The organism is Actinoplanes sp. NPDC026623 (assembly GCF_040638275.1).
Lineage (GTDB): Bacteria > Actinomycetota > Actinomycetes > Mycobacteriales > Micromonosporaceae > Actinoplanes.
Genome location: NZ_JBEZXZ010000093.1, coordinates 22,786 through 33,280 on the forward strand (window position 1 = coordinate 22,786; position 10,495 = coordinate 33,280).

Annotated in this window: 11 protein-coding genes; 7 read left to right on the forward strand and 4 right to left on the reverse strand. The window is 72.3% G+C overall.

Annotated features, from left to right (window positions below):
* Positions 1-11 precede the first annotated feature (11 nt).
* Genes AB0F10_RS25230 through AB0F10_RS25240 form a run of 3 tightly spaced genes read right to left on the reverse strand, consistent with a single transcriptional unit; the run spans position 12 to position 1,424 of the window.
* The gene (locus AB0F10_RS25230) at positions 12-734 is read right to left on the reverse strand and encodes an alpha/beta hydrolase-fold protein (protein ID WP_360629711.1); all 723 of its coding nucleotides are present in this window, start codon (positions 732-734) and stop codon (positions 12-14) included.
* A gap of 4 nt (positions 735-738) precedes the next feature.
* Positions 739-924, reverse strand: coding sequence for a hypothetical protein (locus tag AB0F10_RS25235; protein ID WP_360629714.1), 186 nt, complete (start codon positions 922-924; stop codon positions 739-741).
* On the reverse strand, positions 921-1,424 hold the full coding sequence (locus tag AB0F10_RS25240) for a GNAT family N-acetyltransferase (RefSeq protein WP_360629717.1): 504 nt from the start codon (positions 1,422-1,424) through the stop codon (positions 921-923). The genes AB0F10_RS25235 and AB0F10_RS25240 overlap by 4 nt, the downstream gene beginning before the upstream one ends.
* 48 nt (positions 1,425-1,472) lie before the next feature.
* Between AB0F10_RS25240 and AB0F10_RS25245 the strand changes: the two genes are divergently transcribed.
* On the forward strand, positions 1,473-2,288 hold the full coding sequence (locus AB0F10_RS25245; protein ID WP_360629721.1) for a phosphotransferase: 816 nt from the start codon (positions 1,473-1,475) through the stop codon (positions 2,286-2,288).
* Here the strand turns inward: AB0F10_RS25245 and AB0F10_RS25250 are convergent.
* Positions 2,285-3,331 carry a carbon-nitrogen hydrolase family protein gene (locus tag AB0F10_RS25250; protein WP_360629743.1) on the reverse strand — a complete coding sequence of 349 codons (1,047 nt, stop codon included), beginning with the start codon at positions 3,329-3,331 and terminating at the stop codon, positions 2,285-2,287. The two genes, AB0F10_RS25245 and AB0F10_RS25250, sit on opposite strands and share 4 nt — an antisense overlap.
* A gap of 92 nt (positions 3,332-3,423) precedes the next feature.
* Here AB0F10_RS25250 and AB0F10_RS25255 point away from each other — a divergent pair, with 92 nt between their 5' ends.
* From AB0F10_RS25255 to AB0F10_RS25280, 6 genes are all read left to right on the forward strand, one after another.
* On the forward strand, positions 3,424-4,113 hold the full coding sequence (locus tag AB0F10_RS25255) for a hypothetical protein (RefSeq protein WP_360629724.1): 690 nt from the start codon (positions 3,424-3,426) through the stop codon (positions 4,111-4,113).
* A 312-nt stretch (positions 4,114-4,425) separates the two neighbouring features.
* Positions 4,426-5,310, forward strand: a complete 885-nt coding sequence (locus tag AB0F10_RS25260) for a hypothetical protein (protein ID WP_360629727.1) — start codon at positions 4,426-4,428, stop codon at positions 5,308-5,310.
* Between the two features lie 274 nt (positions 5,311-5,584).
* Positions 5,585-6,268, forward strand: coding sequence for a tRNA (guanosine(46)-N7)-methyltransferase TrmB (trmB, locus tag AB0F10_RS25265; RefSeq protein WP_360629731.1), 684 nt, complete (start codon positions 5,585-5,587; stop codon positions 6,266-6,268).
* A gap of 66 nt (positions 6,269-6,334) precedes the next feature.
* Complete coding sequence (locus tag AB0F10_RS25270; RefSeq protein WP_360629734.1) at positions 6,335-8,593, forward strand: ATP-binding protein; 2,259 nt, start codon at positions 6,335-6,337, stop codon at positions 8,591-8,593.
* A gap of 59 nt (positions 8,594-8,652) precedes the next feature.
* The gene (locus AB0F10_RS25275) at positions 8,653-10,056 is read left to right on the forward strand and encodes a selenium-binding protein SBP56-related protein (protein WP_360629737.1); all 1,404 of its coding nucleotides are present in this window, start codon (positions 8,653-8,655) and stop codon (positions 10,054-10,056) included.
* The coding region (locus tag AB0F10_RS25280) for a hypothetical protein (RefSeq protein WP_360629740.1) at positions 10,053-10,495 on the forward strand (443 nt) is incomplete at its 3' end. The genes AB0F10_RS25275 and AB0F10_RS25280, both read left to right, overlap by 4 nt.

Consider the following 10,495-nt stretch of genomic DNA (forward strand, 5'->3'; position numbering starts at 1 on the left):
TCGGCGTCCCATTAGCCCCACTCGTGCGCGCCCGGCCCGAAGGCGGCGTCGATCGCGACGCCGTGCTCGCGGCAGGCCGCCAGGAACCGCTCGTTCTGCGCGACCAGGTGATCCTCGGTGCCGCAGCGCAGCAGCAACTGCGGCAGGTCGTCGCCGGCGGTGGCGAGCAGGTGCAGCAGGTCGTCGCCGGTGCCGGCGACCGGGCGGCCGCCGAAGACCCGGGCGACGAGCTCGGTGATGTGCGGGCGCTTGTCCCACTGAGTCATGTACGCCAGGTCCAGCGCGCCGGAGAGGCTGGCGGCGGCGGCGAACCGCTCCGGCGCGCGCAGGGCCCACTTGAGCGCGCCGTAGCCGCCCATCGACAGGCCCGCGACGAACGTGTCCTCGCGGCGGGTCGAGACGCGGAAGAACGACGACACCAGGTCCGGCAGCTCCTCGGACAGAAACGTCCAGAACTTGGCGCCGTGCGCCTCGTCGGCGTAGAAGCTGCGGTGCACCTGCGGCATGACCACGGCCAGGCCGCGCTCGGTCGCGTACCGCTCGATGGAGGTGTAACGGGTCCAGGCGGTGTCGTCGTCGGTCAGGCCGTGCAGCAGGTAGAGCACCGGCGGCGGCGCGCCGGTGCCGTGCCCGGTGAGCCCGATCTGCTCGCCCGGGCGCCCGGGCAGCAGCACGGTCATGGACGTGCCGAGTTCGAGCGTCTCGGAGAAGAAGTCGCAACGGATCAATGCCATGCGTTCAAGTATTCATTGACCACCGTCGCCGTAGGTGATCGAAGACCCGGAGCAGCAGCCGGTTCCCCCGGCACCTCTCGAGGGCGAGGCCGGCCCGCGCGCCCACGTGCAGCCGGCGCGAATCGGGCGCGGCGTCCCGCTCGTAGACCCGCACGTCCGCGCCGGCCCGCACCACCCGCAAACCGCTCACCCCACCACGTTGATGTAGTGGCGCAACTTGACCGGCCTGCCGTCCGGGGCGGTCCAGTCGGCGTCCGTGGTGTGCGAGTGCCGCCAGCCGGTGGCCTCGTAGAAGGCGACGGCGGCCCAGCGATGTTCGTCCGTGACGACGTTCAGCGTCAGCCCGTAGCCACGCTCCGCGGCCCACGACCGGACGCGGCCGACCAGAGCGCCGGCGACCGAACGGCGCCGGGCCGCCGGGGTGACGTAGAGCCGCGACAGCTCGGCGTGGCGGGCCGCGCCGGGGCCGTCCGAGACGCCGGGCGGTCGCTGGACGGCGATGTGGCCGGCGACGACCCCGCCGGGCCCCTCGGCGATCCACGCCCCCAGCAGTCCTGGCGGGCTGAGCCATCCGCGTGGATCCGCCGGCCAGTTCAGCGGGTATGCGTCGGCCTCGTGCACCTCGCGCAGGGCGTCGACGCAGCGGTCCAGGTCAGCCGCGTGCCGGATCCGGATACTCGGGTGGGTCATCGGAACATCCTCCGCGTTCGTGACGGTCCGCGCCGATAGCCTGGCCCGGTGCCCGACGGAGCCGCCGATCGTGAGGTGCCGCAGCTCGGCGGCCGCATGACACCCGGCGTCGTGCGAGTGGGTGACACCGTACGGCGTCCCGGGTCGCCGGCGTCCCCGTTCGTCGCGCAGCTGTTGACCCACCTCGCCTCCCGCGGCTTCGAGGGCGCGCCCGGATATCTGGGTGAGGACCGCGCCGGTCGCGAAATCCTGACCTACGTTCCCGGTGAGGTGCCGGCGAAGTGGCGCGCCTTCGCCGACGAGCAGGTCGCGCGGGCGGCAATCCTGCTGCGGCGCATGCATGACGCGAGCCGCGACCTGGCCGAGCGGCTCGGCGGCGGGGACGTCGTCTGCCATCACGACCCGGGTCCGAACAACACCGTGTTCCGCGACGGCCTGCCGGTGGCGTTCATCGACTTCGACTTCGCGGCGGTCGGCGACCCGCTCGAGGACGTCGGCTACCTGGCCTGGTCGTGGTGCGTCTCGTCGAAGCCGGCCCGGGGCCCGGCGACCGGGCAGGCACGCCAGGTGCGGGTCCTCGCCGACGCGTACGGGCTGTCGGAGGACCAGCGTCGCCGGCTACCGGCGGCGATCGAGAACCGATTCATCCGCAACGACCGCTTCTGGGGCGACCGCGCTTGTCGACACCGCGAGGGTCCCGCCGGTTCCGGCGCGGCCGAGATGCTGGCGTGGACACGACAGGAGGCCGCCCACTTCGCGTCCCGCCGGCCCACATTCGCCGCGGCGCTGGACGCCCCTTGCCGTGCGGAGGTCGCTCAACGCCGGCCAGACCCCGTCCGGGCCTCGACCGCGAACCGTCCCTAGACGGCCGTCCGGTCATCGCTGCGAGGGTCGTCGTCGACACGGCGGCGCCGATAGATGTCTCCCAGGTCCGCGTCCGCGCGCCAGGGGCGGGCCAGGTTTACCGCGATGTGAAACTCGGGGGCGTCGCGGTCGAGCGTGGCGATGGCGAGTTCCCCGGGGGCGTGGATGGAGGCCGACTCGCTGCCGTCCGGCCCGATGATCGCCGACGGCATCAGATCCGCGCTCTGCGCCGGGACGGACAGGCTCAGCCAGTAGTTGTGGATCGCGGCGTGAGACCGGGCCTTGAGGAAGAAGACCGAGTCGATGGGCCAGGCCGACAGCAGGAGGCAGTCCACACCCAGCCGGTCGTACTCGATGAAGACGCTGGGGAAGTTGACCTCGACGCAGATGGCGCAGCCGAACCGATAGCCGTCGACGTCGAACACGACGGGCTCGAAGCCCGGGCTGTAGAAGCGGGTGATCTCCGTGTTGGAGCAGAAACGCTTGTCGTAGCGATTCACGACCTCGCCCCGGTCGGAGATCACGTAGAGGCTGTTGTGCGGGCGGTTCGGCGGCGTCAGCGGGTGCGCCGAGCCGATCACGACCCATATCCGAAGCTCGGTGGCGAGGTGGGCGATCGCCCGGATTTCGGCACGAACGGCAGCCCAGTCGACGTCGTCCCAGTCCGCGATCTGTTCCTTGGCGTAGCCCGACAGGAAGCCCTCGGGGAAGTGGATCAGCCTGGCACCCTCCCCGGCCGCCAGCCGCATCAACTCGCGCGCCTTCGATCCGTTCGCTGGGACGTCGGTTGTTGCGACTGGCTGGGTTGTGGCGACCCGGAGCGGCATCGCCGCATCCTTCCACGACCCCGGTTCGCGTGGCGTCCGCCGAGCCGGGCGGGCGAGCCGGGCGGGCGAGCCGGGCGGGCGAGCCGGGCGGGCGGGCGGGACGAGTTGGCGGGACGAGTTGGCGGGCAAGCGAGCGGACCGGCGGGTGGGGCGAGCCCCGGGCGATCGGTTCTTGGCGACTTCGCGAGGGGCGGTTTGACCGAGTCCGGACTCCATGAGGTTCGCGCGGAAAGCGACATGCCCGATGATCACTCACAGCATCCGTGCGGCCACTCGAGGTTTGGGGAATGTCGTACCCGTCGATTAGTATGTGTGTACTAAAACCAGCGCTGAGCTGCGGGGAGATCACTGTGACGACGCCTGTTTTGTCCACCATTCCGCCATACGCCACCATGCTCGGGTTCACCCGTTATGTCGCTCGGACGGGCCCGGCCAAGGCCACCTTCGTCGGCGGACTCCGGCGTCAGCGCGAACGCCGCTCCGGCTTCAACCCGCACGGCCAGTTGGTCAAGGCGCTCAAGGCCGACATCGCCTTCCGCACCGGCGGCAGCTACCTCAACGGCGTCCCAGATCTGGTGAAGCCGCGGTGGAAGCCGCTCTACGAGGCGGTCAGCTCCGGCGCGACGACCTACCTGCACTCGCTCGGCGACCCGGAGGGGATCAGCCTCGCGCAGACCCGTGACGCCCTCGCCTCCGTCGGGCCCCTCGCGGTGAAGATCAATCCCCACTTCGGGCTGCGCTACGAGGACGGTCGGCGCGAAGCGGTCCGGCTGCACTTCGACGAGCTGCCGCCGACCCCCGAGGCGATCACCGCGACGTTGCACCTGATGGCGCGGCACATGGACCAGATCCTGCCCGGGGCGGAGCCGGTGCTGGTCGACCTGCGCCGCGGCACCTCGCACCTGATGGATCGGGGCGCCAAGGCCGGCGACGTCGAGCGCTGGCTGGCGGGCGAGGCGGCCGCCTTCACCGCGATGTGGACGGCGACCGCCGCCTGACCGAGATGTGGGCGGCGACCGCCGCCTCACCGAGATGTGGGCGCCAACCGCCGCCTCACCGAGATGTGGGCGCCAACCGCCGCCTCACCGAGCCCGCCAGCCCGAACGGTCCGGATTTTTCCAGGTTTCGGCGTGGGAACTTCTTAGTTGCAGCCCGGTTGCGACGATGCTGGAGGTATAAGCGGACTACGTCGGGGGGCGTTCGGCATGAAGGCAGTCACACGGTTTGCGGGCAACACGGCGGTAGCGGTGGCCGGGGTCGCTGCGGGGGCACTGTTTCAGACGGCGCCCGCTGCGGCTGCCACGCCGACGATGCCGAGCCTGGTGGCATATGTCCGCTCCGGTGACGTTTACGTGAGCAAGGGCGCGACCGAGACGAAGCTGACCACCGGCGGCGGCTGGTCGCGCCCGCGCTTCTCGCCCGACGGCACGTCGATCGCCCTGCTCAAGGCGCACCAACTGTGGACCATGAAGGCCGACGGCAGCGCCAAGCGCCGGCTGACCACGCGCGCCGCCGCCGGCCCGTCGTGGTCGCCGGACGGCAGGACGATCGCGTTCGCCTCGCTGTCCTGCAGCGGCGGCCCGGGGGTCTACCGGATCTCGGCGACCGGAGCCGGCGCGAAACCCGAGGTGGTGTTCCCGGGCTCCTGCCGTGGGGAGGACCTGCCGGCCGAGTCCGACGCGGCGCGGGCCGCGGGGGCGCCGGGGGGCACCTCGCTCACCGACCGGCTGCGCGGCGACGACGCGGTGGCCTGGTCGCCGGACGGCGCGAAGGTCGCCTTCCGCGGCGGCGACTGCGACTCGATCTACGACGCCTGCCTCACCGTGGGCACGGTGGCGACCGGCGGCGAGAAGACCGTGGCGGCGTATGGCGGCGGCAGCCTGCAGAACTCCGGCTTCGCGGTGGTGCCGAACTGGCGGGCGGACGGCGTGAAGCTGGCCTGGACGGCCTTCCAGGAGGGTGAGACCTCGGCCGAGAACCAGCCGGTGCACGTGGTCGAATACGACGTCGTGACCGGCGTGAAGCGCAACATCGGCGCCAGCCAGGACCGCGAGATGGCGTACGTGGACAAGGCGCGCGGCGTCCTGACCGGCACCTACCGCAACGCCTCCTGGATCATGGTCATCAACCTGGCGACGAACGCCCGGACCCCGTTCCACCAGGGCTCGCAGCCGAGCGTCCAGCCGAAGCGGTAGCCCGACCACATCGACCGCGGGCCGGCCCGGCACTCCCGGGCCGGCCACGCGCCCGCCAGGCCGGCCCCCGGCTATCCGCCCTGCCCAGCCAGCCATCAGGATCCGACCGCCTTATGCCGGCCCGGGTGCCCCAGGGCCGGAACATCCGCCCAGCCAACCGCCGCGCGCCAGCCCGGACTCCCGGGGCGGTCCGCGTGTCCGGCCACGCGGTTGCCGAAGACCGAATGGACGTGGGCCGGCCCGGCGGTTCGGGCCGGGTATCCTGGGCGGCCTGATGAGCGACACGACCGAGCGCCCGATCCGGACGTTCCACCCCCGGCGTGGCCGGATGAGCGCCCGGCATGCCGACGCGATGACCGACCTCTGGCCCGCTTACGGCCTGACCGTCCTCGACGGTGACCACACCCCCCTTGACCTGGCGGAGTTGTTCGGCCGCGAGGCGCCGCGGGTGCTGGAGATCGGCTTTGGGATGGGCGACTCGGCGGCGGCGATGGCCGAGGCCGACCCGGGCCGCGACCTGCTGGCCGTTGAGGTGCACACCCCGGGCATCGGCAACCTGCTCGCGCTGATCGGCGAGAAGGGTCTGACCAATGTCCGGATCGTGCACGGTGACGCGATGGAACTGGTCCGCAAGATCCCGCCGGGGGCCCTCGACGCGGTGCACGCCTTCTTCCCGGACCCCTGGCCCAAGGCGCGCCACCACAAGCGCCGCCTGATCCAGCCGGCCAACGTCGCCCTGCTGCGGGATCGCCTGCGCCCGGGCGGCACGCTGCATTGCGCGACGGACTGGGCCCACTACGCGGAGTCGATGGCGCAGACGTTGTCGGCCGACCCGGGCCTGTCGAACGCCCACGACGGTTACGCGCCGCGGCCCGCGCACCGCCCGGAGACCAAGTTCGAGCGGCGCGGCGTCATCGCGGGCCGCGAGGTCTTCGACCTGATCTATCGGCGCAGGTAGGCCGTAACCTCCGGTTTGCCGTTTTAATGGCTTTGGCGCCCGTAGGCTGAGGGCGGAGGTCGGAGCATGCGGCAAAGTGATCTTGGCCTCGGGCATCAGCCCGGTCCGGGAGCGCAGAGCGCCAGGCCCGCCGGACCGGCTCCAGATCCGCCCGCGCCCGCACCGCCTCCGGATTCGCCCGCACCCGCCCCGCCTTCGGATCCGCCCGCAACGGCCCCGGACCCGGCCACCACCGCTACCAGCCCCTGGACTCCGCGGACTTCGGGCTGGCAGGGCGACTCCACGCCGCGGCGGAACCTGCTCACCAGCGGCGCCGCCGACCAGCTGGCCGCGCTCGTCGCCCGGGCCGCCAACGCCCCCGCCGCGCTCGTGCACTTCGTCGAGGGCGACCGGCTGCGCAGCTACGGCGGCTACGGCCTCAGCGTGCGGTGGGAGGACGTCGCCGACGTCAGGCTCGAGGACACCCTGGCCGGCATCCTGGTCTCCAGCGACCGGCCGCTGGTCATCGAGGATCTCGGCAACGATCCCCGGGTCCCGGCGGGCTCGCCCGTGCACAGGGTCGGCATGACCGGCGCCTACCTGGGTCACCCGGTGCGGGACGAATCCGGTGCCGTCGTCGGCGTGTGTTGCGCCCTCGACAGCGAGCCGCACCGGTGGACCGACGGTGATGTCGCCGCCGTCGCCGACGCGGCGCAGGTCGCCAATCTGCTCATCACCGAGCAGCTCGCCCGGCTGGAGATCGACCGGCAGCGCCGCTTTCTCGACGCCGTGGTCGACAGCCTGCACGACGGGGTCACCGCCTGCGACGCCGACGGCCGGATCGTGCTGGTCAATGCTCGGATGCAGAAGTTGTGGGGCAGCGCGCCGTTCCCCGGCGACGTGAACGACGGCGCGGCCGTCGCCGAGTTGACCGACGCGCAGGGTAATCCGCTGCGGCGCGAGGACGTCGCGCTGTTCCGGGCCCTGCGCGGCGAGCGGCTGCGCGACGAGGAGACGGCGCTGCAGGCCCGGGGGCGGCGCACCCGGTATTACCTTATCGACGCCCAGCCGATCCTGGGGTCGGACGGGCGGACCGTCGGCGCCGTGCAGGCGGTGCAGGACGTGACCCGGCGCCGGCGCGCCGAGCGGTTCCGCACCTGCGAGCTCGCCGTGGTGACCGCCCTGGCCGCCGCGGCCACCATCGAGGCCGCCGGGCCGCGGGTGCTCGAGGCCGTGGTCGGGACGCTGGGCTGGACCCATGCCGAGCTGTGGCTCGTCGACGACGCCGCCGGGGTGGTGCGCTCGGCCGCGAGCTGGCACTCCCCGCATTGGCAGGCCGACATCGAGGTGCCGGGCGAGCTGGCGTACGGGACGGGGCTGGCCGGGCGCGCCTGGCAGGCCGGTAAGCCGCTGTGGATCCGGGACGTCGGGCGCCCGCAGAGCCTGATCTCGCCGCAGACCGCCGCCACCTCGCAGCTGCACACCGCGCTGGCCGTCCCGGTCCGCAACGGGCTCGAGACGCTCGGGGTCCTGGTGGTGTTCGCCGACACCGTCGAGGATCCGGAGGACGAGTTGGTCGCCCTGATGTCCGGCATTTCCGCGCAGATCGCCCAGTTCGTCGAGCGGCGGCTCGTCGAGGATCTGCAGCGGCAGCTGGCCCGCAGCAAGAGCGAGTATCTCGCGCTGGTCGGCCACGAGCTGCGTACCCCGCTGACGTCGATCGCGGCCTACACCGAGCTGCTGCGCGACGCCGACGCCGAGGGCCTGGTCAAGGACGGGCCGCGGCTGCTCGAGGTCATCGACCGCAACGCCACCCAGCTCCGGCACATCATCAACGAGCTGCTCGAACTGTCCGCCCTGGACACCGGGCACGCCTCGGTGCGGCTCACCCCGGTGGACCTGGCGCAGATCGTCCGCGAGTCGGTGGTGCGCACCCGGGACGCGGTGCTCGACGAGCCGGTCACCATCGTGGACGATCTTCCCGAGCAACTCGTCGTGCCCGGTGATCGCGAACGGCTGCGGCAGGTCGTCGACAACCTGCTCAGCAACGCCGTGAAGTACAGCCCGGACGGCGGCGAGATCGCCGTCACGCTGCGTACCGTCGGGCGCAGCGCGGAGCTTGCGGTCTCCGATGCCGGGATCGGCGTCTCACAGGACGAGCGGGAGAAGATGTTCACCGGGCTGTACCGGACGAGCCGGGCCCGGGACCGGGCCATTCCCGGCAGCGGGCTGGGGCTGACGCTCAGCCGCGCCGTCGTGCAGCGCCACCACGGCAGCATCGACCTCACCGAGCACGAGGGTCCGGGCACGACGGTGCTGGTCAGGCTGCCGTTGAGCCCCCGTTGACAGGTCCTTGACAGTTGTGACCCTGTTCACGGGGCCACCGTCGGAGAAGGATTACCGGCATGACGCGATGGACTCCCGATCCGACGTTCTACCCATCCCCGCGCGACGCTGCCGGCGCCCCCGCCGAGCGGCTGGCGTACGTCGCCGCGTTCGATCGCTCGGCCGAGCTTCCGGACGCCATCGCCGTCGTCGACACCGACCCCGACTCCGCCGGTTACGGCACGGTGGTCGGGTGGACCGAGCTGCCGCACACCGGCGACGAGCTGCACCACTTCGGGTGGAACGCGTGCAGCAGCGCGCTGTGCCCGACCGCGCCGCACCCGCACGTCGAGCGGCGTTACCTCATCGTTCCCGGTCTGCGCTCCTCGCGGATCTACGTGCTGGACACCAAGGACGACCCGCGCAATCCCGTACTGGTGAAGGAGATACCGGCCGCGGAGCTGGCCGGGAAGGCCGGCTATTCGCGGCCGCACACGGTGCACTGCGGCCCGGACGGGATCTACGTCTCCGCGCTCGGCGGCGGCTCGTCCGAGGGCCCGGGCGGCATCGCGGTGCTGGACCACACCACCTTCGAGGTGCGCGGAGCGTGGGAGAACGACCGCGGCGACCAGCACCTGGCCTACGACTTCTGGTGGCACCTGACCCGCGACGTGCTCGTCTCCTCGGAGTGGGGCACGCCGTCCATGATCGAGGACGGGGTGGTGCCGGAGCTGCTGCTCGGCCGGAAATACGGCCACCGCCTGCACTTCTGGGACCTGGCCAAGCGCACCCTCGTGCAGACGGTGGACCTCGGCGACCAATATCAGATGACCCTCGAGCTGCGCCCGGCACATGACCCGCGCAAGGAGTACGGCTTCCTCGGCGTGGTGGTCAGCGTCGAGGACCTGTCCGCGTCGGTGTGGGTGTGGCAGCGCTCCGGCGGCGAGTTCACCGTCACCAAGGTGATCGACGTGCCGGCCGAGCCCGCCGACGCCGCGGACCTGCCGCCGGCGCTGCAGCCGTTCGGCGCCGTGCCGCCGCTGATCACCGACATCGACCTGTCCGTCGACGACCGCTTCCTCTACGTCTCCTGCTGGGGCACCGGCGAGCTGAAGCAGTTCGACGTCTCCGACCCGCTGCACCCGGTGGAGACCGGCTCGATCCGCCTCGGCGGCGTGGTCGACCGGGCGGCGCACCCGTCGTTCCCGGGGGAGCCGCTGGCCGGCGGGCCGCAGATGGTCGAGGTGTCCCGCGACGGCCGCCGCGTCTACGTGACCAACTCGCTCTACGGCTCCTGGGACGACCAGTTCTATCCGGACGGCGTCGGCGCCTGGATGGTGAAGGTCGACGTGGACCCGGAGGCCGGCGGGATGGCGCTGGATCCGCGCTTCTTCCCGCGCGGCGACGACTTCCGGGGCCGGCGGGTGCACCAGACCCGGCTGCAGGGCGGCGACGCGTCGTCCGACTCCTACTGCTTCCCGTGACGGTCGGCCAGCTTGCGGCGCTCGCCGCGCTGGGCGCCTTCCACGGGCTGAACCCGGCGATGGGCTGGCTCTTCTCGGTGGCCCGCGGCATGCAGGAGCAGAGCCGGGCGGTGCTGCTGGGCTCGCTGCCGCCGATCGCCGCCGGGCATCTGGCCTCGGTGGCGATCGTCGCGGCGGTGGTGTCGGCGACGGAGTCGGTGGTCACCGGCGACCTGGTGGCGATCGTTGGCGGCGCCGTCCTGGTCGGCTTCGGGTTGTGGCGGCTGCTCTCGGCCCGGCACTTCCGGTGGGCCGGCATGCGCCTGTCGGCGGCGCAGCTGGCCGGCTGGTCGTTCCTGATGTCGTCGGCGCACGGCGCGGGGCTGATGCTGCTGCCCGTGCTGGCGCCGACGCCGGCGCACCCGGCCGGGCATGCGGCGCATCTGGCCGCGGCCGCGCC

Coding starts and splice junctions, on each gene's coding strand:
- AB0F10_RS25230 (WP_360629711.1), bottom strand. CDS start 734: ATGGCATTGATCCGTTGCGACTTCTTCTCCGAGACGCTCGAACTCGGC.
- AB0F10_RS25240 (WP_360629717.1), bottom strand. CDS start 1,424: ATGACCCACCCGAGTATCCGGATCCGGCACGCGGCTGACCTGGACCGC.
- AB0F10_RS25250 (WP_360629743.1), bottom strand. CDS start 3,331: ATGGAGTCCGGACTCGGTCAAACCGCCCCTCGCGAAGTCGCCAAGAAC.
- AB0F10_RS25255 (WP_360629724.1), top strand. CDS start 3,424: ATGTGTGTACTAAAACCAGCGCTGAGCTGCGGGGAGATCACTGTGACG.
- AB0F10_RS25260 (WP_360629727.1), top strand. CDS start 4,426: ATGCCGAGCCTGGTGGCATATGTCCGCTCCGGTGACGTTTACGTGAGC.
- trmB (WP_360629731.1), top strand. CDS start 5,585: ATGAGCGACACGACCGAGCGCCCGATCCGGACGTTCCACCCCCGGCGT.
- AB0F10_RS25270 (WP_360629734.1), top strand. CDS start 6,335: ATGCGGCAAAGTGATCTTGGCCTCGGGCATCAGCCCGGTCCGGGAGCG.
- AB0F10_RS25275 (WP_360629737.1), top strand. CDS start 8,653: ATGACGCGATGGACTCCCGATCCGACGTTCTACCCATCCCCGCGCGAC.